Consider the following 21,105-nt stretch of genomic DNA (forward strand, 5'->3'; position numbering starts at 1 on the left):
CTTTTACTCCTTAACAGATCCAGAAGTTAAACCAGATACGATCCGCTTTTGGAATAGTAGTACTAAGATAACGATCGGTACCGTTACGATAACCGTTGCTGCAGAAATATCGCCCCATGGAATAGAAAATTCACTTTGATACATGGATATTCCTACTGGAACAGTTCTCCATATATCATCACTATTAATGGTTAAGGCAAATAGATACTCATTCCAAGCGGCAATAAAAACTAAGATCGCTGTCGTAAATATACCTGGTGTCGCTAAAGGAAAGATAATTTTACGAAACGTTTGAAATGGACTGGCACCATCTAATTTTGCAGATTCTTCTAATTCGAACGGAATCTTGTGAAAAAAAGTAGAAAGTACCCAGATCGATAACGGTAAACTGATGGTAATATAAGGGATGACTAATCCGATATAGCTGTTGCGTAATCCTAAATCCGTCACCAAATTAAAAATGGGTGATATAATCGCAATCTGCGGAAACATTGACGCTGCAAGTACAACTCCTAAAAATATCCCTTTCCCTTTAATTGGCAACCTTGTAACAGCATATGCTGCAAACGCTGCACAACCGACTGCTAATACAGTAGTTAAACTAGAAACTACAAAACTGTTTAACATATAACGCAATAACGGTCGATTCGTCAATGCAGCTTCATAAGAAGATAGTGTCGGACTTTTGGTAAACCAACTGAATGAAGTGAAAATTTCACCTACAGGTTTGATCGAAGTTAAAAACACCCATATAAATGGAAACATCACTAAAAAAACAAAAATGGCTAAAAATATATAAAATCCAATACCGGCTCGTTTACTCATCTTTCGTACCCCCTTCTATTTCGTACGTCCTGCGAATAAATCGGAACCAATTAACCGGACATAGATAAAGCTAATTAATGCTACACATAGGAATACAATAACAGATAGCACGGAACCCGCTCCAAAATTCTGTTGTGAGAACAAGGTGATATATGCATAAACAGATATCGATTCTGTAGCATTCGCAGGTCCACCACCAGTTAACACATAAATTAAGTCAAAAACTCGAAACGCATCTAATGTTCTAAACAACAAAGCAACTAAAATTGCTGATTTTAGTAAGGGCAGTGTAATCTTAAAGAATTGTTGCCATTTATTTGCACCATCGACATTACTAGCTTCATACAAGGCATTTGGAATCGTTTGCAACCCAGCAAGTAATAATAACGCCATATATGGTGTTGTTTTCCAAACATCCGCAAATATAATGGCAAACATACCACCATCAGAAGTGCTTAATAGCCATGAAGCACTCGGTATCATGTTTAATTTCTCAAAATAGTGGGCAACAATCCCTGTTTGACCATCATATAAGAACCCCCACATCATGGCGGCAACCGCTGTCGGTATTGCCCATGGGATTAATACGGAAGCTCGCACGATTCCCCTTCCCTTAAAAGCACGGTTAATCAGTAAGGCAATTGCTAAACCTAAGACAAGTTCAAATCCAACAGAGACAACAGTAAAATAAAACGTGTTCCATAAAGATTGCCACATACGTTGGTCTTGGAAATATTTAATATAATTCGCAAAACCAATAAAATTCGATTCTAAAATGTTGTCACTTGTCCCTGCAAGCAATGACCCAGTTTGTTCGAAGCTTTGTGCTAACTGTTCATTGTCAGTAGCTTCCGCTATTGATTGGAACTCCGCTGATATATTCTCGAGAGCACTCCGATAATCTGAAGCAAAATCATTGTCTACCTCGGTATATTTGAGCTCAGCGTCTGATATAGGCTCAAAGTTCATCAACATTTCATCTATTTGTTCAATCTTTGCATTAATTTCTCCATCAGTTGTTAATTCCTGATGATAACCTTCAATTGTTTCCCTTGCTTGTTGAACTACTTCTAATTGATCTCCTTCTGCATTACCTTCTAGATCACTAAGCTGACCCTCGATATAAAAGTAATTGTCAACATACCGCTCTAAATCAATATTAGCGTTTAACATTTTTTGTGACCTTGTTGGGTCATTTAAGCGGTAATCAAATAGACTGTTATAAAAGGACTGTGCAACCGGCCATAAAGTGACAACGATAACAAGTAGTAACGATGGTAAAATCATCGCATAACCTAGCTGCTTTTCGTTAAGTTGAAATTTTTTCACTTTACCTTCCCTCCCCTTCTATCAAATACACCTTTCGAAAGATGTACTTGAAAGAAAAAGCAAGATGAGTTACATATGCCCATCTTGCTTTTTTTAGTTCCAATTGATACAAATTAGTCTCCCATTGCTTCCTCAATTTTGGTTTGCATATTTTCTGCAGCTTCCTCTGCTGATTGATCTCCAGTTAATACTTTAGATATTTCAATTTGCATGATATCTGAAATCTCTGGGTAAATTGGCGAAACAGGACGTGGAACCGCAGATTGTAAAACATTCACAAATTCAGGATTTGCAAATAACGGGCCCGCTTCTTGTACTTCCGGATCGTCATAAAGCGCTTCCAAAGTTGGTGCGCGCCCCCCATGGACAGCAATAATTTTCTGCCCTTCCTCACCAGTCATAAACTTTAAGAATTCCCAAGCTTCTTCTGGATGTTCTGAATAACGGTTAATCATACCCATCCAGCCTCCTAAAGTGGCTGCATGACCTTCGTCACCTGCTGGAAGAGGTGCAATATCAACATTACCAACAATAGAGGAACGATCCTCGTCATTGGATGATGCTTGTAAATATGGCCAGTTACGAGCAAATACTGCATCCCCAGCAATCCAAGCGTTCTCTGTTTCTGTTTCCATAAAGTTTAAAATATTGTCAGGAACGAAATCTGAATTAACAACTTCCGTTAATTTTTCTAGCCCTTTAACCGTCTCAGGACTGTTTACAACTACATTATTGTCATCATCAATAACTTGGCCACCATAGGATGCAATAAATTCAATATAGTTACATACTAACCCTTCATATTGTGCTGCTTGCATTAAGTAGCCAAATTCTGTATCTTCTTCTCCCTGTAACTCATTCGCCTGCTCTATCAATTCATCCCAAGTTTCGGGTGCTTCCTCTACAATATCAGTACGATAGTAAAGCATACCAGCATCTGTGAATTTTGGCATTGCCCATTGCTTGCCATTAAAGTTTGCTGCTTGAACAGTACCTGGGAAATAGGCATCCATATCAATGCTATCTCTTTCAATGAAACGATCTAATTCTAATGCATAGTTTGCTTGTGCAAATTCTGCTGGCCAGATAACATCTGCATCAAATACATCCACTTCAGCACTTTGTGAACTGAACATGGTTACATATTGATCATGTGATTGCCCTGTATCTGCCGGCATTTCTCTTAGTTCTACGTTAATATGGGGATGTTTCTCTTCGAAAGCTTCAATTACTAAGTCAATCGCTCCTGTCGTATCTACACCACGTGCATAAACGATGGTAACTTCCTCATCTTCTGAAGCGCTTTCATTTTCTTCACTGTTTGTTTCTTCATCAGATGTACCTTCTGTATTATTTGTTTCAGATGTATTGTCACCATTACATGCTGTAACAAATATAGCCAATACTAAGATAATACCTACTAACAAAAACCTCTTCACCTGTTCCATAACAGAACCCCCTAATGTAGAATTTCGATTCCATTTATAATTGAAATCGATTACATTTTTGATTTTATATGAACTGTATATACAAGTCAATGACTTACATAAATAAATTATCTTAATTTAATCGGTGGAAAAAGATACTCATAACCCTTTAGGTAGATTCTCTTATAATTAATTCATGGTCTAATATGACATCTTCTATTTCCTCGCCTCGAATTTTCTTTATTAACATATCTACTGCTATACTTCCCATTTTATACATTGGTTGCGCAACCGTTGTTAATCTTGGGAATGTCATATTGGTAAAGTCAATTTTATCGAAACCAACGATCGCCATCTCATCGGGAACGTGGACCCCTTGCGTATTTAATTCCTTTAACGCACCGATAGCTAATACATCGGATACAGCAAAAACTGCGGTAAACTTTCCTGTCTTATGACTCAACAGTGACCTCATCGCCTGTTGACCTGCTTCAAACGTCACATCATTTGTTTTATAAATCCAATCATCCTCAAATTCTATATCAAATTCTTTTAATGCTCTATGGAAGCCTTTCTTTCGTTCACGAGCGTAAAGAAATTTTTCATCACTATTGATTAGGACAATTCGCTTATGTCCTTGTTTTAAGAGGAATTTTGTCATCTGGTATGCTGCCAACTCACTATCAATCGTAATATAAGATAAACTTTTATCTTTATCATACTCACTACATTGTACAATCGGAAATTGTCTAGCTAGCTGTACGAGTTTATCCTTATCTATCGTAGGATCCATAGTTATAGCACCATCTGCTAACCGATTTTTTAATAGATCAAAATAGACACTTTCTCTTTCCGTTTTAGAATGGGTTTGACAGACTAATATATTATACCCGTGATCTAGTGCAGTCTCTTCTATTCCTTCAACTATTCGCAAATAGAAAGGGTTTGATATCTTCGGTATCAAAACAAGCAACATTCTACTTTCAGAATTCCTGAGATTTCGACCTAAAATGCTAGGGGCATAATCTAATTCCTGCATTGCATCCTGAACTTTTTGTCTCGTTTTTTCTGTCACCGCAGACGGGGTATTCAAAACCCGTGAAACGGTCGCAACTGAAACACCAGCTTTTTTTGCCACGTCTTGTATAGTAGGCACAATACTACCTCCTTTCTAACATCATGAAGGGCACCATATAAATTAAAAATGAAGAATTCACCATATACGGACCTTGATTATCTATCAAAATGTAATCCATTACATATTTGATAACATTATAATATAGGGAAATATAAAGTCAAACTCTACCTGTTATACAACATTTTTTAACAAGTAGGATGGACAAAGGACATTAAAATAAAGAACCGAGATGAGTTTTCATACATTCTCGGTTCAAATCTGGCAACATCCATTTTATTTTTGGTCCCCAGCAAGGATATCAAGCCATTTTATATCCGCTTCTAAATGCAGTAATGCTCCTTCGATAAGCATTTTCATCGTATCATTTCCTGATTGCGTCATTTGTTTTTTTAAATGGGTTAAATGAAGGACATCCTTTATCATCGTTTCTTTTTGTTTCTTGATCATTTTTTGTTTCTCATCGTATGTTACATGATCAGCACAGAGAAACTTAAAATAAAATTCGTCTTTTAACAATGACCGTCCAACCGGTTTTTCTAACCAATTCCACAGTTCTTCTTTACCTGCTTGTGTTATCGTATAAAGCTTACGATCCTTTTGATCGTTTCCCGGAGACTCTACTAAAGCATCACGCTCCAACCGATCAAGAGTCGTATATACTTGGCCAGCATTGAGTGGCCACATTCCTTGAACAAGTTCTTCAAAGCCTGTTTTCAATTCATAGCCGTGTCTTGGTTTTTCATATAATAATGCAAGCATAGAATGTTTTACTGACATGGTAATCCCCGCTTATTCATAGTTTATCGCTTCTTTCACTGGTATATGTGATGCTGTTCTGCTCGGAAACCATCTCTTTTCCTGCCTTAAAACCCTTTGTTAAACCTATTGTTTTAATCAAACTTTTTCATCCTTTCGCTGGAAAAATCGTGTAAGACATCGACCAGATAAAATCAACGATAAATATTAACCCCCATAACATCGAAATACGATAGAGTGTCTCATTTGGATATGGCGTTTTCTCTAAGTCCTCCGTTCCAATCCAGGAAAAATCGGTAATATATTCGCTGAAATGGACGAAATCCCCCAATCCATATAGCCAGAAGCCGGTTTGTACGATAACAAATATTAACAAATGAGCTATTGCACTATATCGATTTATTTTCGCAATATACTTTGGATCTTGTTGCTTTTTCATAATCGTCTTATCTTTTTCTGTTAGTAAATCAACACCTCTCCACTTTCCTATTTTTATTCGCATCCAGCGATCAAGTTTTTTAAAATCGTTAATACCAAACGTACAGGCGTAAATAACAAATATAGTAATAACTATTTGAAATGTGGAGATTTCACCTGTTTTGTTATAGATCAAGAAGGCTAATCCAGCCTCTAGAATGAGTAAGAAGAGGAACAAAAATAAGAACAATAAGCTATGTTTCCTCCTACCAAACAGATAACGCACCCCACCAAATAACAATAAGCAGGCAAGTGATAGTATTTCAGCGACAATAAAGATTTCCCATTGGTATTGGACAATAAAATTCAATTTTCCCACCCTTTTTATATACTGAGTAAATATATATCGAGTATATACTTATTCAGTATATAAAGTCAATCGGTTTTTATGTCCGATTGTAAAAAAGCCGAAAAAGTACTACATGTACTCTTTCGGCAATTTTTTAACTCCTTTATATTTCTATCTCTTTCAAGGCGTCAACCGGTGTCATAACGCTAAACCCTTTATTTTTTAAGTGTGTGGCTGCCTGGTGCATGGAAAGCTGAGGAAATACTATCTGCCCTTGAGGTGGATTATTTTCGATATAGTCAATAATCACTTCACTATATGCGTCTTGCTTATTGGACATTAGTAGCTCAAAAGCATGATCAATGACCTCCACCTGGAAATCAGCTTTTACGTTTGGTTGCTGTTCAAGTCGATTAATAGTACCTTCCACCGTAGCAGGATTGGTAAAATATAAAGTTGCAGTTGGATAATCAATGAGAGACTTGAGAAATAATTCATCTATTTTCAGTATGGGAGTATCATTTATCTTAGTTTCCTTTATGTATAGACTATAATTGGTACATGTGATTAAAATAGCGTCTGGCTCAGCAGATGCCAACCATTCTAGTTGTGTCTGTACTCTCTTTTCAATCTGTTGCGTTGATTTATTTTTAATCGCATCAATAAGGCCTGGATCAACATGGTGAATTTGTTCTACGTTGGTACTTTTCAGTGCCGACTCTGTATATTCAATGTTACTATGGTGCGCGTGTAAAACTACTAGTTTAGCTTTTCTATTAAGATTCATAGTTTTCCAACCCAACCTTCTAATCGATTATGATACTCCTTTTACTAATAGTCCTTGATTATTTCCAAGCATTATTCGGAAGTTTTTTTAAAGCGATGGAGTATTGGAGTTCTTACGGACACGATTTCAGATTTTTATTTTTTTGTGTCCATAAGAATCAATCTTATGGACACATTTTGACTTATTTACTTTAAACTGTCTGTAAGACGCATTCTTATGGACAAAATTTCTCACATTTCCCTCATACTGTCCATAAGATCTGTTTTTACGGACATAATTTTGCATATGGACTCTAAACTGTCCGTAAAAAAACAAGATTCTAATACAACAGCTTATATTTCAAGTGTGTAACATTTGAACCATCTGTGACTTCTTGAGATTCTAACTTTATTTGTTCTGTGCCAATTTGATCGAACAAACGAATACCTTTTCCCATTAGGATTGGCGCTACATGCAGATGCATTTCATCAAGAATACCGGCTTTTATACATTGCTGAGCAATACTTGCTGTTCCAATACTGACATTTTTACCGTTCGCAGCTTCTTTCGCTTGTACAATAGCATCTTCAACTCCGCTTGTGACAAAGGTAAAGCTTGTCTTATCTTCCACATAACTTTCCGGAGCTTCGTGTGTCACAATAAAAATAGGAACACCCTGAATCGGGTGACTGCCACCCCAACCATTAACAATATCAAACGTTCTCCTTCCTACAATCATTGCACCTGTCATGGGAACTGAACCATCCAAAAATTCCTTGTTTGTGGCAGAAAGCTTAAAAAAATCATTGTAACGACTGGATTGATCACCACTGAACAACCAGTTTTGAATCAATTCCCCTCCTTCTCCTAGCGGCTGTTTTTGGTTATCATTCACACCTGCGATAAAACCATCAAGTGACATAGAAATATCTAGAATTACTTTACCCATTCCATTTCTCCTTTCTAAATAGGTGCTAGAACTAACTAAGAGACCCTTATATCTGTTACGAGATCACGTATGCCATTAGAAAAGTAATGATCTTCTCTTTCCAATACTCTAGTAATAGCTTGAGGAATTTTGTTTCTGTAGTGATGGATGTGCGTAACCGGCACTACCTGATCATCCGTGCCATGATACAAATATATGCTGGATATGTTTGGAAGGTTTGATGTAAAATTCTCTGTTAGGGTAAACTCCTCAGCCTGCCAGTCCTCCTCTTTTCCCCAATATGGTGATGCAATTAAGAACAAACTAGAAACAACAGGCTTTACATCCATTTCCGAAAGATATTTTAATAAAACCGCCCCACCCAGCGAATGTCCAATCAGTATTACTTCATTGTCCAAGTTAGCGAATATGTTTGTTAATGCTGCTTTCCATCTGGCATACTCAGGATTTTCTGGATTAGGCATCTTAGGAGATATCAAATGATAAGTATCACCAAGTTGAACTTGTAAATATTCGATTAGATCACTGCTTCCTTGCTGAGGACCCTGTGGCCCTGCACTATGAACAAAAAGTATTTGCTTTTTCACCTATTACACCTCCAGCACTATAGATCATGATAATCCGAATGATCTTGCTCCAATATTCGCTGCATTGCAAGAATCTGACCCAAATGCATCGCCTCATGGAATAATCCAAGACTAGCAAACTCTTCAAAACGGTCGATCCCATCAAATGGTTCTGTTAAACGTTCTTGCACCTGTTCAGATGACATATTCCCAATTCGATTTACTTGATCTTGTAAATCGACTATTAATTGTTCGATGCTTGGTACATTTTGAGGCCAATCATTAGGTTTGGTACCTCTACCAAACAATCTCTTATAATTAGCTGGTAAGCTACTCTTACTTCGATGCGGGAAATTAGCAATTTCTTCTGCTATGACTAATACATGGCCGATCTGCCAATGAATCGTATTACGAAATCCAGGTGGTTGCAGATCAATCAAATTCTTCGCAATAGGTGAGATGGAATCAATAAACAACCCCCTCGTCAACTTATATTGATCAAATATTGTCATGTGCTTTCTCCTCCTTGGTTTAGTATTCAATCAAACATTAATGAGAGTATACCAAAGAATAACACAACATATTTCTTATTATTTGCTAGGGTTCGGCTCCATTTCATAAGTAAAAAACTCCGTTCACTTTTCATATGTGAACGGAGGTCATTAGCGATTTACAAAGTTAGTCTTATTAACTATTATTTGAAAGTACTTCTGCCAACCGATCAGGATAATCTGTAAAAATGCCGTCAACTCCCCACCTTATCATTTGTACCATATCTTCTTCCGTATTGACTGTATAAGTATGAACGTGTAAATCTTCATGATGAATCTTTTGAACCAGCTCTTGATCTAGCTGTTGATAGGAAACACCTACTCCTGATGCATATTGTCGAATCTGATTGTAATTAGCGGACTTTGCTTCATCTTTATACAACAGTTGAATAAGCGGAATTGACTCATATTTTGCATGAATTTGTTCCAATGTCTCTGCACTAAAGGATTGAATGATGACTTTATTTTCTTCGATTAGGTGGTAGTCCTCTAACATGCTAAGAAATTTGTCAGTCATCACAGGATCTGGGTCTTTTATTTCGATATAATAATTGCTATGTAAACCGAAAGTATCGAAAATCTCTTCTAAAGTGGGCACTTCTATTCCAACATAATAATTGTCTGCTTTTTCAGGATAAGCAATATTGAACCAAGTACCAGCATCCAATTTTTTCAGTTCAGTAAGAGACATATCTTCAACTAAACCACTTCCATTTGTCGTACGGGAAACATCCTCATCATGAAGCGCAACTAACTCTCCATCAGCTGTCTTATGTATGTCAATCTCTAAATAGTCTGCATTCATCTGTTGAGCAGACTGATAAGCAATTAATGTGTGTTCTGGTGCATAGCCGGATGCTCCACGATGGGCTATATTTAAAATTTTGTCAGAAGATAAAGAAACGGGTGATACACTATTAACATTCCCCACCTTTTCCTCAGCCTTCCATAAATATGTTCCTCCAATTGTCACTATCACAACAAAAAGTACGATGAAGCTCCATTTCCAAGTTGTCTTCACAACATCACCTTCACTACTCTAAAAATGATTCTAACTAAAGATCCAGAAAGGTAAAAACACCCATTTATCATCCACACAAAATACCATGATAATTCCTATGAGGACACCTATACTTGAAACTATTAAAATTTGAGCTTTATTTTTGATCCAACCGAACGTATAACCAACAGCCAATACGAGTGGTATAAACGTTAATCCCACCGTCAGCTGCCCTATAGAAAATCCCGCCAAGAAACTAAAAATATAAATACCAATTGCAGATATCCAGTAATAATAACGTTTCCCGCTAATAGCTAAAACCACTAATATAAGTGCTACAGTTAAGGAGGAATATGCGAGGATAGTATACAAGTGCTTCACCTCACCGTCGTGTATTAACGTTCCTTTTTATTCTATACCAATATTGATACGCTTCTGTAAAGCCTAGCTTTTCGTATAGCTTTAAAGCTGGTGTATTATGTAACATCACTTGCAGGTAAGCCTTGTCTGCACCGTGTTTCTTTCCCCAACTTAGAATCGAAGAAACGAGTTCTATACCATAGCCTTTGTTTCTATGCATTTCACTCGTAACAATATCATATAACCCTATCCACCCGTCTTCTAACACACCCATTCCACATGCGAGCGTTTCTTCCTTTTCGTTAGTCAAACGAACATAACAAACATCAGCATTAATATGGTATAACATCTGTTTTAGGGTATGCTGGTCCGCAACTTTTATATGGTTTAATTCACAAAACTCTGAAAACCATTTATCATTTAATTGATTATCAATACTAGCCTTGTTCGAGAAAGATGTCTCTTTTTCGTCTAGGGATAATAATTGAACACTCGTTTCTCCAACAAGGCCATACCCTTTTCGTTCTAGAATGTTGTCTAATTCTTCAGGGAAAACGTGAGTTGTTAGTTTATAGATAACTTTTAATCCTTTCCTTTGGTATACTTTTTCACATCTCTCTATCTTTCGGTTAATATCTTCTTGTGAATGATATAACGGATTAATAGAGTTTGTTCTTTTGGCATAGCCATTGGAAAAACGTAATACCCATCCATCCAAAAGTTGCGTTTGCAGTGAGGGAAAAGCATTCATGGATAGCTCTTCGATTTTTCGAATATCTATATGACTACTCATTTATTGTTATCTCCCTTGAGAATACGAATCCACTAAATGGGTTACGTATCGAATATTTTCATGAGGATAAGGAAGATCCTTGAAGTGAAAAACCTCTATAGAGACTTCATGAAACAGATTCATGGTATTTTTAAGTGCTTTCCAAACATCTTCTTCATCGTAATGTGCATAGATTTGCTTGAATGGAGACACAAATTTAGTATCAGCCCATTCTTCAAAAAAACGAAATCCGTGCCATGTGTTATACTCATTGCCATTCTTTAATTTTGCCTGTATTCGAATGAAAGATATCAACAGGTCTTTCATATAACTATCAACGATAGATTTCCCTTCTAACAACTCAACTCTACGTAGTTTTTTAGCAGCTAGAACGGCGTGATACCAGAAATCGTGCAACATATTTTCTATTTCCTCTTCTGGCATTTCTGAATTATTTGGCTTTATATTATTGTTTTTCAGGCGTGGTATGATATGCTCCTTATCTAGTAGTACTTTTGTTCCTTTGGAAAGAACACTTAAGACTTGATGGTGAGATTCCATCTCTGCAATTGCTGATATAGGAAAGCAAGCAAAGTCGACATCCAGTCCACCATCAAATAAAACTCTTCTTTCTATCCCTCCACCAACTGCTGTTTGTTCAAGGAAGGTAAGATAATACTTACCTATCTGAGCTAACCATTTGGTATGATGGAGTAATGAATTGGGGTTTTCCGCAAATATAACGAGATCCAGATCTGCATATTGATCAGCTGGCTTTTCTTGCCTTGCTCTTGAACCAACTATTATTGCTGCTCGGATATTTTGCTCTCTTTCAGCAAATGATTGAAATCTCTCCGTTATAATATTGTATGTCAAATTAACCAAACTCATCCACCTACCATCTTCCTGTATCATTTAGGTCTCGCTCAGTTATTACTGTTTGGCATAGGGATATTTCCATTATCTTTTCTCTGTTGGTTCCGCTCCCCATTTATGTATATAAGTTCCCTCATATTTCAACATTCGATTGATTAATTTTTTGGATTCATTTTCTATTAAAATCAGTTCTTTATATGCAGGTTTCACAAATCCTTGCTCTATCATATGATCAAAAAGCGTCATAATTGGATCATAGTAATTATTGATGTTAAGCAATGCACATGGTTTCTTATGGTAACCGATTTGAGCCCATGTAAATACTTCAAACCATTCTTCTAACGTTCCTGTTCCACCTGGTAATGCAATAAATCCGTCCGCATAATCTGCCATCATCGCTTTTCGCTCATGCATCGTTTGCACTACATGTAGTTCAGTCAGTTTTTCATGGGCGATCTCCACATTTTTTAACTTTTCTGGAATGACACCGATCACATTACCGCCATTTTCTAAAACACCATCGGCAACAGCTCCCATACAACCAACATTTGAACCGCCGTATACCAGATCAATACCGTTCGCTACTAATAGTTGTCCTAACTTCTTTGCCTCTTCTACATAAATCGGGTCAGTTCCCGTACTGGATCCACAATAAACTGCTAATCTTTTCATTACTATTACCTCACTCATTCATTATTGATTACTTCATATATTACTATATTAATCTATATTCCTACTTATGCCTAATAGAGAAAGAGCAATTACAACATTCCACTTAAAATCAGAAAGTTATTTCAAGCATTTCTTTCATATCCTCTAAAATATCTTTATGTGTGTCCACAGTGACAAGCGGATGATCAGAATTGTCGACTTGATCATAGTTGAATAGAATTGTTCCATCCTCCAAAATCTGAAACCCGTAATCTTCTTTTTGAATATTTGTACTATCACCTTCAAAAAAGCCAAACATATAGTAACTATCATGATTTTCTAGTATCCTGATTAGCTCATCATTATCAATTTTTTCTGCTTCTAGTCCTTCCACCTTCGATAACACTTGTTTGATCTTCTCCGAATCTTCTATCATCTTCGCTAGTTTATCTGAGGTAAAATTATTTTCCACCTTCTGCACATATAATGTATCGGCAAAATCCTTATTGTCTATTTGAACCGTTTTTTCCTCAGTAGAACAAGCACATAATAGGCCAAAAAGAATGATTAGTATAAAAGATACCTTCTTCAATGTTGAATTGCTCCTTCCTGTGAATGTATATACAAATAAGACATTTTCTTGTCCTTATCTTTATTTTTCTATATTAAAGGAGACGATTTCACTACATGTAAGGTTTCATTTATCCATATTAAATTAATGTTACAGTTTTATGTCTTTCACTTCTTATTAGTCCTATCTTGATCTTAACACAAACTACTCCTATGGAAAAAAAGGGAAGTAGGTATAATAGATACAACTACTTATATGCAATCGATATTTGGAGAACTTAATTTAACTCAGGTATAGCTGTAGCACACGGAAAAAAAAGGGGTTGTCCTCTGTTTTTTCTGATCCGTTCTCTTGTAAGTTATTTATAGTAATGATAAAATTTGATTGTATGATCAAAATAAATATTGATTAATCAAAAAAAAGGAGTGGTTTTATGGATCATGTAGAAGCATATAAAAGTCTCCCTGGTTGGCTTCAACGTCTGCTGCCCTTTATAAGTATCGTGCTGTCGTTATTAGCTTTTTCCTATGTTTTCTATCGTTACACACAAGGAGATTTAGAACTTGTACATTGGCTGCGAATCATTATATTTTCTATCATTGGTACGGTGTTACTCTTTTCTGCTGTCACATTCGTATTTAATAAAGAGGAAGCATGGAAATTGTTCATTGGTGGATTAACTTTGATTCCCATACTCTTATTGCTCCAGCTTTTCTTGCTTATTTTAAGAGTGATCCGAATAGTTCTGCAGTCCATTTTTCAAGGGAGTGTGCCCGAACCGATTAGAATGTTTATCGAGAATTATCCAAGTAAATTCGATATAATCATATTAGGCGTACTTTTTATTATTGGCGTTTTGTGGATTATCGATCAACTAAAAAAATCGAAAAAGTAATATGCAGGAGGAAAGAGAATGGAAAAGCAACCGTCTTTTATTACACAAGCGAGAAGAGAGCAAATCATCAAAGCAACCATTGAAGCATTAGACGAAATTGGTTATAAGAAGATCAGCTTGGCCAAAATAGCCAAAAAAGCAAAGGTTAGTACAGGACTGATCTCTTATCATTTCTCTGATAAAGAAGATGTGTTAAACCATACACTTGTCTATTTATTAACAAATCAATATGACTTTATTAAAGAAAAAGTTGCTGAGCGCAAATCTGCATATGATCAACTTATTACTTTTATAGATGCCTCTTTGGCTTATCAAGGTACTCATCATGCTCACAATGTAGCATTAATTGAAATTATCTTTAATGCTCGCACACCGGACAATATACCTTACTACAAAGTTGCAGAGGATGAAGAAGATCCATTATATGTACTATTACAAACAATATTACAATATGGTAAAGAAACGAAAGAATTTAGTACTTTTGATACAAAAAATGTCTCTATCATCATTCAGGGAGCTATTGCCGAAAGCATGCTTATGAATCAAGAAGACTTTAACTTGGAGACATATAAAAATGAATTAATAACCATGGTGACGAAGATGGTCAAATAATTAAACATTTTCTCAAGAAAAAAGTCACACTATATGACGTTTTTTGGTTACTTGCCCACTCTTTTAACATTAACCTCTGCAAGTACTCCTTACCTCCAAACGAAATTAACTTAATGCATACAAAGCGGCTGTCCCCATATAATGGTAACAGCCGCTTCAATATCTAATCGTTTAGCCTTAATCATTAAATTTCACCTATGTTAGTTCATTCATGAAGAACTAAACTTGTTGCCATTCTTTTTTAATAGAATCGTTTAAAGCTTGCAAAGTGCTTCTTCCAATAAGAATTATCTAGACTAGTAACAACAACTCCCTTGGAACTTGCATGAATAAACTTGTTATCTCCTAAATAGATTCCCATATGAGAAATACCAGATTTATAAGTTCCTTCAAAGAATACTAAGTCTCCTACTTTAGGGTTGTTTACATAGTAGGAACGATCATAGTATCCAGAACTGGAAAGGCGACGAATATCCATACCAGCTTCTTTATAAACATAATATATGTACCCACTACAATCAAATCCACTTGGCGTTGCTCCACCCCATGCATAACCAGTGCCTTCCAAACTTGTTGCTACTTCAATAAGCTTATCGACATTGTACTCTACATCAGCTGTTGACTTGTCATTAGAACTATTATTCTGGGAAGAAGAGTTACTACTTTTGGCTTCTCCGATGTTTAATTTTTGTCCGATATAGATTCTATCTGAACTTAAATGATTCCACTTCTTCAAATTAGCAACCGTCACACTGTGCTTTGCTCCAATATGAGAGAGCGTGTCACCAGATTTTACAACGTACCCTGTAGCAGAGCCTACACTTTCTTCTTTAGGTTTCGACTTAGAAGTGGAAGTGTTATTGTTTTTAGAACTGCTACTTGTATTAGCAGGCTCTGAAACAACAAAAACATTTCCAGGGTAAATTAATGTAGTATCTAAATCATTCCATTTCATTAGATCATTAAGTGAAATATTATGTTTGGATGCAATCGCACTTAGCGTGTCTCCGCTTTTCACGGTATACTTCTTAGTAGAATTCGATTGTTCTGTTTGACTACTCTGATTGTCTTTATTTTTTGTACTACTACTTGTATTACTACTGGAAGATTTTTTGTTAGTTTGTAGAACTTGATTCGGATAAATGACATCTGAAGTGAGCTTATTGATGTCGATTAATGATTGAACATTGGTATCATATTTTTGCGCTATCTTCCATAATGAATCCCCGCTTTTGACTTTATAGGATGCAGCCTCTGCTTCATCTGCACCTACCATTGCTGCTGCAATCGCTGCACCTAAGGTAACCGACATAACCACTTTTTTATTTGCCAATTTCCATATCCTCCTATTTTCTATAAATTGTGGCGTTGATTTAAAATAAAGTTCGATTAAAACACACTTATATTCATTTAATCAAAACGTATAGTATGACTTTTATACTAACACACGTGACTTTATTTTAAATCTACTTGAGGATATTATATCTTTTTTTAGAAAAAATTGATAGATAAATAGAGAAATTATTAAAAAAATTGTTAAACTTTCCCGAAAAATAGGAGAAAACTAGAAATAAGCATAAAGACTCATGTAATTCCTTAAGTATGTGGCAACACTCTGAAATAATTCTATCTATTAATCATCATACAGTGTAGTTAACCCCTTTATTCTCATCCCACATTCCATAACTTTTGCGAATTTGCAAAATTTGTCCAATGTGATAGGCATTGTGTAAGTTTATGTAAGTAAGACTTTCTACATACCTTTCTATATATTCCTCGTCACATCGTTTTATTTCATCTAGCCACTCTTTCATTGTGTTAAATAATTTGTTTAATAGTTGTTCCCAACTCATTTCTTCTGCATTATTAAATGTTGTCTTATTATCTTTGATACTTACATGATCAGCTATTCCCTTAAAGCGATTTAATTCTAGTAAATTATAAAAGTATAAGTGATGCACAATCTCCATTATCGAATGGGTAGAATTTTCGCTTTTGTATGAGGCTTGATAAGAACCAATCCCCTCTACCGCAGTCTTCAATGATACAAACCAAGTATCTCTGTTATAACTAGCTTCAAATTGGTTCAAGATAAGTTCCTTTGTGTTCATTTTACTCACTCCTATGTTTATTTTACGCATATGATCAAATGTTAGTTCGTCCAACAAACAGGCGCAATAACCATTTAATGGTAATGTTTAGTGTGTTTTATGCTATACTAACATATACAGACAAAATATATTATGGGTGGATTAGATATATGAGTGAAGAATTGACAATCTATAATGAGCATCACAATGAAATAGGTGTAGCAAATAGGGATGAAGTGCATAAGCACGGATACTGGCATGAAACCTTTCAATGCTGGTTCGTTGATAACCATGATGGCATAGATTATATTTATTTGCAAAAACGTAGCAATGATAAGAAAGATTTCCCTAACCTTTTTGACATAACTGCCGCTGGCCATTTATTATCAACGGAAACTGTTGCAGATGGTATTAGAGAAATAAAAGAAGAACTTGGGATTGATGTAGATTGGAATCATTTACTATCATTAGGCGTTATCGAAGATCCCATTGAAACAAATAGCTTTTTGGACAGAGAATGGGCAAATGTCTTTCTATACCGTGTAAAAGAAACCGATCAGTTTAACTTGCAACAAGAAGAGGTTGCTGGGATTGTGAAAGCAAGGTTTCATGATTTCTATAATTTGTGCTTTGATCAGAAAAAGGAAATTAGAGTAGATGGTTGGGAAATAAATGAATTCGGCGACAGAACCATCGTTAACAGAAAGATAAGTTTAAAAGATATTGTTCCCCATCGAAAAGCATATTTCCATCAAGTTGTGAAACGGATTACTGATATAAATAATACTTAGAGATAATCGAGGAGGAAAAATGAAATTTGTCTTAATTTTCGGCCCACAAGCAGTTGGAAAAATGACAGTTGGACAGGAACTAACGAAAATAACTGAATTAAAACTACTACATAACCATATGACAATTGATTTGCTAGAGCCTTTTTTCGGATTCGAACCAGAGATGTGGAGATTATCCACCTTGTTTCGTGAGGAAATCATGAAATCCTTTGCGATAAGCGATAACTATGGCATGATCTTCACATATGTATGGGCTTTTAATGAAGATGAGGATTGGGAATTTGTGGCTGACATTTGTAAGATATTCGAATCTGAAGATGCTGAAATATACTTCGTTGAGTTGGAAGCTGATCTGGATCAGAGGATAATACGTAATAAAACCCCTAATAGACTCGAACAAAAGCCAACGAAAAGAAATACTAAGCAATCTGAAGAAGAGTTAATAAGTTCTTTAGACGCCTACCGGTTGAATTCTGAGCCAGGAGAAATTAAACAGCAACATTACCTTAGGATCAATAATACGGAATTAAATGCTAAAGATGTTGCAGGTATAATAAAAAAGAAGTTTAATTTATAGCAAGACCTTAACAGCATGACTCTCACAACCTACTGATTGAGTGAAAAGAAGAATTATGATTTTCTGACAGAGAAAAAATAAAAAATTCCTCCAAGCATCCAGAATGGTTCCCAAAATACTAATCTCCAGAAAGTCGCATATGAATCTAGATCAAAATCTAGTACATGGATCGCGCTTAATATAATCGTGCTAAAATTAAGTAAGCCATAGAGAAATAAGGCTATTCCAACAATCTTTGTCATGTAGTAAAGGGTTTTGATTATTGTATGATTATTCCACTTGATCAGCAGCATCAACAATAAAATCAATCCAAGTAGTTTAATTACGCCGGTTAGCCATACTATTACAATAAACGAAGGTTCAGGGTTTAACGACATCTCATAAATAGATCCTCCCAACGATCGAACCCCCTTCAAACCACCCATTGCCCAATAAAAGCTGATACCAGCAAAAAGAACTGTCCAGACGATTCCCAGAGATATTAACCCAAAATTCCTTTTCAATAGAAGGAACTCCTTTCTGTTTTGGATAATTTAGTAAATTGATTCATATCCTAATGGACCTTATCGATCAAAAACATTAAATCTGCTTCGACTGGGGCTAGTTTTAGTCCTTCCCAGTCTATTAATTAATTTGTCCTGGAATGCCATTAGATTCCAATAATGAAGATCCGTATGACATAATGCCATTCTTGATCAATACAACTTCTGTGCGTAACTTTTTGCTAACCTAGCTTGAATAGATTCTACACTTGTCCCAGGCAGTTTCGCATGTTCATATATCATTTTAGCGGCAGATGGCAATAAGTCTTTATCCAGCCAGGAATCGGGATTCCATAAGCCTGATCGTTTAAATGCTTTTGCGCAATGAATATAACACTCTTCCACTTCTACTCCGATTCCAACAAGAGGTTTTTTCCCCCTTACCGCCATCTTCTCTAGCAAATCCTCGTCAGTTACTAACGTCGCTTTTCCATTCACTCTAAGTGTCTCCCCTAATCCCGGTATGAAAAAGATAAGACCCACCCTTGGGTTCGATAAAATATTACGCATGGTATCCATTCTTTTATTTCCAGGTCTTTCAGGGATTATTAACTTCTTTTCACTTAACACTTCAACAAAGCCTGTTTGGTCACCTCTTGGAGATACATCACAAAAACCAGATTCATCAGAACTAGATATAACCAAAAACGGAGAGTTAGCTATGAACTTTGAACAGTTCTGATCAAGAATCGAAATTACTTTATTATTTACTAATTCACTCGGTTGACCGATAATAGACTCAAGTTGCTCTTCTGTTTCAATTACACGCTCAAATTCATAGTCTTCGTTATTCATGTATACACCTCTACATTTAATATGTTTACATTCCTTACTATTTTTTCTGTACCACAAATGTGATTGCATTCGATTTTAATAATCGGATACAGGAAGTTATTTCTAATTACCTTACCTCTTTTCTATATAATACCAATAATTGGAGCAAAATGTGAAGTTACCTATATTTCGAACCTTATTCACTAAATCCTTTGAGTAAAATGAAAGGATAGCTTAAAATGAAATTATGACTAAGACTTCTTTTTAAACCATGAAATGAATACGATTACATTTAGGTGAGTAAATTTCTAAAAAAAGAAAGGGTTGGAATTCTATGTCCAAAAGTACCGTATGGCCAGCAGAATGGAAAAGATATAAAGATCGCTTTTCTGGAGTAACCATTACACAATTAACAGATTATACTGGTCACAGTCATCACCTCTATTTTACAGAAAATGGTTGGTACGATAATGGTAAGAAGATATTGTTTTGCTCGGATCGAGAGAATAAAACCAATTTATTTAGCGTGAATGTATCCACTGGAGAGATTGTACAATTGACCGATCACGATACGACATATGGTAGTTTACCCGCTTGCTTACATCCAAATGGACAATTCGCTTTCTTCAGAAAAGAACATCAAATTATCGAAATTGATTTAATCACCTTGAAAGAAAGGGTGATTCATGAAGGAGATCCAGCACTAGTTGGAGGTAATATTAACTGTACTGCAGATGGGAAATATATTATTACATGTCAACATGAAGATTTTAAAAACAAATTTCCAATTGATTTAAAAAATGGCTATGTAGGTCATCGTGAATTAATGGAGGCAAAGCCTTACTCGCAAATTATTCAAATAAAGATTGAAGATGGGGAGTCTACCATAGTATTTGATGATCATAACTTCATCACACATATCAATACTTCACCCACCCATCATAACCTGATCACATTCTGTCATGAAGGTCCGTGGCACCTTGTCGACCATCGGATATGGGGACTTAATTTGGAAACAAAAGAAGTATGGAAGATTCGTGAAAGAAAGGAAGCTCGTGAGATGGTTGGGCATGAATACTGGTATCCAGATGGGGAACATATCGGGTATCATGGATTCAGGGAAAACGGAACTGCCTTTTTCGGAAAAATTCACTATCGCAATACAGATATGGAAGAGGTAGAGTTTTCATTCCGTAATTGGCATGCACATTCTCACGGATTTTCGAAGGTTGTAATAGATGGTAGATCACCGCTCGATAAGTTAATTGTCTGGGAACAGGTTGATGGTACGTTTTCCAATCCAAAAATATTATGTGAACATCGTTGTAGCTTCCATGTGCAAAAGGTACATGCCCATCCACAATTTAACCCAGATGGCACGAAATTGTTGTTTACTAGTGATAAAAATGGCTACGGGAATCTGTATTTAATTGATTTGCCGGAGTGTTTTGAAAGTTTACCAGATTTTGATGCAAATAATCATTAACTAACATAGCATTCATTTTGAAAAGAATTTTCCAA

At 35.8% G+C, this 21,105-nt stretch carries 25 protein-coding genes and 1 pseudogene; 5 read left to right on the top strand and 21 right to left on the bottom strand.

Features of this window, described 5'->3' with window-relative positions; translation table 11 throughout:
* Positions 1-3: 3 nt before the first annotated feature.
* The 16 genes from D569_RS0109710 to D569_RS0109790 form a co-directional block, all read right to left on the bottom strand.
* The gene (locus D569_RS0109710) at positions 4-825 is read right to left on the bottom strand and encodes a carbohydrate ABC transporter permease (protein WP_018932226.1); all 822 of its coding nucleotides are present in this window, start codon (positions 823-825) and stop codon (positions 4-6) included.
* 15 nt (positions 826-840) lie between these two features.
* Positions 841-2,154, bottom strand: a complete 1,314-nt coding sequence (locus tag D569_RS0109715) for a carbohydrate ABC transporter permease (RefSeq protein WP_018932227.1) — start codon at positions 2,152-2,154, stop codon at positions 841-843.
* A 113-nt stretch (positions 2,155-2,267) separates the two neighbouring features.
* Entirely contained in the window at positions 2,268-3,602 is a 1,335-nt protein-coding gene (locus D569_RS0109720; protein ID WP_018932228.1) for an ABC transporter substrate-binding protein, read from the bottom strand.
* Between the two features lie 148 nt (positions 3,603-3,750).
* Positions 3,751-4,737 (bottom strand): LacI family DNA-binding transcriptional regulator, encoded by a 987-nt coding sequence (locus D569_RS0109725; RefSeq protein ID WP_018932229.1) that lies wholly within the window; start codon positions 4,735-4,737, stop codon positions 3,751-3,753.
* Between the two features lie 255 nt (positions 4,738-4,992).
* Positions 4,993-5,496: a PadR family transcriptional regulator gene (locus tag D569_RS0109730; RefSeq protein ID WP_018932230.1), complete on the bottom strand. Its 504-nt coding sequence runs from the start codon at positions 5,494-5,496 to the stop codon at positions 4,993-4,995.
* A gap of 127 nt (positions 5,497-5,623) precedes the next feature.
* Entirely contained in the window at positions 5,624-6,262 is a 639-nt protein-coding gene (locus D569_RS0109740) for a hypothetical protein (protein ID WP_026287283.1), read from the bottom strand.
* A 142-nt stretch (positions 6,263-6,404) separates the two neighbouring features.
* A complete protein-coding gene (locus D569_RS0109745) occupies positions 6,405-7,028 on the bottom strand; it encodes a hypothetical protein (RefSeq protein ID WP_018932233.1) in 624 nt (207 codons plus the stop codon).
* Between the two features lie 319 nt (positions 7,029-7,347).
* Positions 7,348-7,956 carry a dihydrofolate reductase family protein gene (locus D569_RS0109750; protein WP_018932234.1) on the bottom strand — a complete coding sequence of 203 codons (609 nt, stop codon included), beginning with the start codon at positions 7,954-7,956 and terminating at the stop codon, positions 7,348-7,350.
* A gap of 35 nt (positions 7,957-7,991) precedes the next feature.
* Entirely contained in the window at positions 7,992-8,543 is a 552-nt protein-coding gene (locus D569_RS0109755) for an alpha/beta fold hydrolase (RefSeq protein WP_018932235.1), read from the bottom strand.
* 17 nt (positions 8,544-8,560) lie between these two features.
* Entirely contained in the window at positions 8,561-9,034 is a 474-nt protein-coding gene (locus D569_RS0109760; protein WP_018932236.1) for a DinB family protein, read from the bottom strand.
* A gap of 175 nt (positions 9,035-9,209) precedes the next feature.
* Complete coding sequence (locus D569_RS0109765) at positions 9,210-10,094, bottom strand: glycerophosphodiester phosphodiesterase (protein WP_018932237.1); 885 nt, start codon at positions 10,092-10,094, stop codon at positions 9,210-9,212.
* Positions 10,095-10,124: 30 nt separating this feature from the next.
* Positions 10,125-10,445, bottom strand: a complete 321-nt coding sequence (locus D569_RS0109770; RefSeq protein ID WP_018932238.1) for a hypothetical protein — start codon at positions 10,443-10,445, stop codon at positions 10,125-10,127.
* A 10-nt stretch (positions 10,446-10,455) separates the two neighbouring features.
* Complete coding sequence (locus D569_RS0109775; RefSeq protein ID WP_018932239.1) at positions 10,456-11,226, bottom strand: GNAT family N-acetyltransferase; 771 nt, start codon at positions 11,224-11,226, stop codon at positions 10,456-10,458.
* Positions 11,227-11,232: 6 nt separating this feature from the next.
* Complete coding sequence (locus tag D569_RS0109780) at positions 11,233-12,090, bottom strand: aminoglycoside 6-adenylyltransferase (protein WP_018932240.1); 858 nt, start codon at positions 12,088-12,090, stop codon at positions 11,233-11,235.
* Between the two features lie 75 nt (positions 12,091-12,165).
* Complete coding sequence (locus D569_RS0109785; RefSeq protein WP_018932241.1) at positions 12,166-12,753, bottom strand: LOG family protein; 588 nt, start codon at positions 12,751-12,753, stop codon at positions 12,166-12,168.
* A gap of 109 nt (positions 12,754-12,862) precedes the next feature.
* A complete protein-coding gene (locus D569_RS0109790) occupies positions 12,863-13,324 on the bottom strand; it encodes a hypothetical protein (protein WP_018932242.1) in 462 nt (153 codons plus the stop codon).
* 412 nt (positions 13,325-13,736) lie between these two features.
* Between D569_RS0109790 and D569_RS0109795 the strand changes: the two genes are divergently transcribed.
* Both D569_RS0109795 and D569_RS0109800 read left to right on the top strand, forming a co-directional pair.
* Complete coding sequence (locus D569_RS0109795) at positions 13,737-14,198, top strand: hypothetical protein (RefSeq protein WP_018932243.1); 462 nt, start codon at positions 13,737-13,739, stop codon at positions 14,196-14,198.
* Positions 14,199-14,216: 18 nt separating this feature from the next.
* Positions 14,217-14,810 (top strand): TetR/AcrR family transcriptional regulator, encoded by a 594-nt coding sequence (locus D569_RS0109800; RefSeq protein ID WP_018932244.1) that lies wholly within the window; start codon positions 14,217-14,219, stop codon positions 14,808-14,810.
* 241 nt (positions 14,811-15,051) lie between these two features.
* On the opposite strand, the gene D569_RS0109805 is transcribed toward D569_RS0109800, so the two are convergent.
* Together D569_RS0109805 and D569_RS0109810 are read right to left on the bottom strand one after the other, a co-directional pair.
* Positions 15,052-16,143 carry a C40 family peptidase gene (locus D569_RS0109805; RefSeq protein WP_018932245.1) on the bottom strand — a complete coding sequence of 364 codons (1,092 nt, stop codon included), beginning with the start codon at positions 16,141-16,143 and terminating at the stop codon, positions 15,052-15,054.
* A 307-nt stretch (positions 16,144-16,450) separates the two neighbouring features.
* Entirely contained in the window at positions 16,451-16,921 is a 471-nt protein-coding gene (locus tag D569_RS0109810) for a DinB family protein (RefSeq protein WP_018932246.1), read from the bottom strand.
* A gap of 149 nt (positions 16,922-17,070) precedes the next feature.
* Between D569_RS0109810 and D569_RS0109815 the strand changes: the two genes are divergently transcribed.
* Both D569_RS0109815 and D569_RS0109820 read left to right on the top strand, forming a co-directional pair.
* Positions 17,071-17,691: an NUDIX hydrolase gene (locus D569_RS0109815; RefSeq protein ID WP_018932247.1), complete on the top strand. Its 621-nt coding sequence runs from the start codon at positions 17,071-17,073 to the stop codon at positions 17,689-17,691.
* 19 nt (positions 17,692-17,710) lie between these two features.
* Positions 17,711-18,268 (top strand): DEAD/DEAH box helicase family protein, encoded by a 558-nt coding sequence (locus D569_RS0109820; RefSeq protein ID WP_018932248.1) that lies wholly within the window; start codon positions 17,711-17,713, stop codon positions 18,266-18,268.
* A 53-nt stretch (positions 18,269-18,321) separates the two neighbouring features.
* Here D569_RS0109820 and D569_RS0109825 read toward each other — a convergent pair whose 3' ends face one another.
* From D569_RS0109825 to D569_RS0109830, 3 genes and pseudogenes are all read right to left on the bottom strand, one after another.
* Entirely contained in the window at positions 18,322-18,771 is a 450-nt protein-coding gene (locus D569_RS0109825; RefSeq protein ID WP_018932249.1) for a DUF3995 domain-containing protein, read from the bottom strand.
* A 59-nt stretch (positions 18,772-18,830) separates the two neighbouring features.
* Positions 18,831-18,960 (bottom strand): annotated as a pseudogene (locus D569_RS24830) (phosphotransferase); the annotation flags it as partial.
* A 3-nt stretch (positions 18,961-18,963) separates the two neighbouring features.
* The gene (locus D569_RS0109830; RefSeq protein ID WP_018932250.1) at positions 18,964-19,605 is read right to left on the bottom strand and encodes a pyridoxamine 5'-phosphate oxidase family protein; all 642 of its coding nucleotides are present in this window, start codon (positions 19,603-19,605) and stop codon (positions 18,964-18,966) included.
* 313 nt (positions 19,606-19,918) lie between these two features.
* On the opposite strand from D569_RS0109830, the gene D569_RS0109835 reads away from it, so the two are divergent.
* On the top strand, positions 19,919-21,070 hold the full coding sequence (locus D569_RS0109835; protein WP_018932251.1) for an oligogalacturonate lyase family protein: 1,152 nt from the start codon (positions 19,919-19,921) through the stop codon (positions 21,068-21,070).
* The last annotated feature ends 35 nt before the right edge of the window (positions 21,071-21,105 follow it).

The organism is Gracilibacillus lacisalsi DSM 19029 (assembly GCF_000377765.1).
Lineage (GTDB): Bacteria > Bacillota > Bacilli > Bacillales > Amphibacillaceae > Gracilibacillus > Gracilibacillus lacisalsi.

Coding starts and splice junctions, on each gene's coding strand:
- D569_RS0109710 (WP_018932226.1), bottom strand. CDS start 825: ATGAGTAAACGAGCCGGTATTGGATTTTATATATTTTTAGCCATTTTT.
- D569_RS0109720 (WP_018932228.1), bottom strand. CDS start 3,602: ATGGAACAGGTGAAGAGGTTTTTGTTAGTAGGTATTATCTTAGTATTG.
- D569_RS0109730 (WP_018932230.1), bottom strand. CDS start 5,496: ATGTCAGTAAAACATTCTATGCTTGCATTATTATATGAAAAACCAAGA.
- D569_RS0109745 (WP_018932233.1), bottom strand. CDS start 7,028: ATGAATCTTAATAGAAAAGCTAAACTAGTAGTTTTACACGCGCACCAT.
- D569_RS0109750 (WP_018932234.1), bottom strand. CDS start 7,956: ATGGGTAAAGTAATTCTAGATATTTCTATGTCACTTGATGGTTTTATC.
- D569_RS0109760 (WP_018932236.1), bottom strand. CDS start 9,034: ATGACAATATTTGATCAATATAAGTTGACGAGGGGGTTGTTTATTGAT.
- D569_RS0109775 (WP_018932239.1), bottom strand. CDS start 11,226: ATGAGTAGTCATATAGATATTCGAAAAATCGAAGAGCTATCCATGAAT.
- D569_RS0109785 (WP_018932241.1), bottom strand. CDS start 12,753: ATGAAAAGATTAGCAGTTTATTGTGGATCCAGTACGGGAACTGACCCG.
- D569_RS0109795 (WP_018932243.1), top strand. CDS start 13,737: ATGGATCATGTAGAAGCATATAAAAGTCTCCCTGGTTGGCTTCAACGT.
- D569_RS0109800 (WP_018932244.1), top strand. CDS start 14,217: ATGGAAAAGCAACCGTCTTTTATTACACAAGCGAGAAGAGAGCAAATC.
- D569_RS0109810 (WP_018932246.1), bottom strand. CDS start 16,921: ATGAACACAAAGGAACTTATCTTGAACCAATTTGAAGCTAGTTATAAC.
- D569_RS0109815 (WP_018932247.1), top strand. CDS start 17,071: ATGAGTGAAGAATTGACAATCTATAATGAGCATCACAATGAAATAGGT.
- D569_RS0109820 (WP_018932248.1), top strand. CDS start 17,711: ATGAAATTTGTCTTAATTTTCGGCCCACAAGCAGTTGGAAAAATGACA.
- D569_RS0109830 (WP_018932250.1), bottom strand. CDS start 19,605: ATGAATAACGAAGACTATGAATTTGAGCGTGTAATTGAAACAGAAGAG.
- D569_RS0109835 (WP_018932251.1), top strand. CDS start 19,919: ATGTCCAAAAGTACCGTATGGCCAGCAGAATGGAAAAGATATAAAGAT.